This is a genomic window from Peribacillus sp. NPDC058002, assembly GCF_042886655.1.
GTDB lineage: Bacteria > Bacillota > Bacilli > Bacillales > DSM-1321 > Peribacillus > Peribacillus aracenensis.
On record NZ_JBHVQU010000523.1, the window covers coordinates 1 to 1,217 of the forward strand.

Genomic DNA, 1,217 nt, shown 5'->3' on the forward strand with positions numbered 1-1,217 from the left:
CTTTCATATATTCGAGTCGAAATGACCAAAGCTGGAAATACGAATGATCATGGATAGTTTAACACTGATTTTTGTTAATGCGGTAATGAAAGTCTTTTTACGATAATTCACAATTGAAACGAGTATTAAAAAAATTCCTTAAATTTCATAATATGAAATTATATGATTTTTAAAATTATTAAGTTTACTATAATGAATTCTAATGAAAGAGTAGGAGGTGATAAGATGGATGAGCGCGAGTTGAGAAATTGCTTCGGCAAATTCCCAACCGGAGTCACGATAGGAAGCTGGTTTGATGGGAAAGTTCAAAAGGGTATCACTATGAATTCATTTACCTAGGTTCCTTGGTTCCCCCGCTCGCTTTAGTATCAATTCATAATGAAGCAAAAGCCTGCACTAGCATGAAAGATAAATCTTTTACCATTTATAAATTGTCGGATGAACAAGAATCCATTGCAGGGCAATTTGCGGGCAATAAGCAGGGAACACTTTAAATTGACTGGGAGAACAAGGGAAGAGTTTGAGGCTGGTGATCATGTATTGTTCATCGGTGAGATCCAGGAGTTACATTTCGAAGATTTAGAAGCGCTTACTTTCATCGAGGGAAAATGGGGTCTGCTAAACAACTTGTAAAATAAGGGGGTTTCTTATGGGCATTAAAACCGGTGAAGAATATATTAATAGAATTAAATCCAGAAAGCCAGAAGTCTGGCTTTCTGGAAGAGTGGTTGAGGATATTTATAATGAGCCAATTTTTAAGCAGCCGATACAAGAAATTGCGCGGTTGTATGACATTCAACATGACCCGGAATATCAAGATGAAATCACTCACATTTGCAAAGAAACTGGGGAACGTGTCAATAATGCTTTCTTATTCCCGAAGACATCGGAGGATTTGCAAAAAAGAAGTAAATTATTTGAAGTGTATACAAGGATGACATATGGACTAATGGGGAGAACGCCGGACTTTTTAAATGTCGTGGTCACTTCCATGGCACATAACTCCTGGTTTCTTGATAAATACAACAAAGGCTGGTCAAAGAACATCATGGACTATTATGCCTATATTCGTGACAACGATTTATTCTTGACGCATGCAATCATTAATCCTCAAAATGATCGAAGCAAGCAATCTCATGAACAAAAAGAAACATATACCCACTTAGGGACCGTTGAGGAAAAAGAAGAAGGAATACTTGTACGCGGTGCAAAGGCTG

The 1,217-nt window shown here is 37.3% G+C and carries 2 protein-coding genes; both read left to right on the top strand.

The features are described from left to right. Window positions 1-495 precede the first annotated feature (495 nt). Window positions 496-633, top strand: coding sequence for a flavin reductase family protein (locus ACFVSH_RS26830; protein ID WP_387708868.1), 138 nt, complete (start codon window positions 496-498; stop codon window positions 631-633). Window positions 634-649: 16 nt separating this feature from the next. Beyond that, window positions 650-1,217 (top strand): 4-hydroxyphenylacetate 3-hydroxylase N-terminal domain-containing protein (locus ACFVSH_RS26835; protein ID WP_387708870.1); only part of this gene is annotated, 568 nt, incomplete at its 3' end.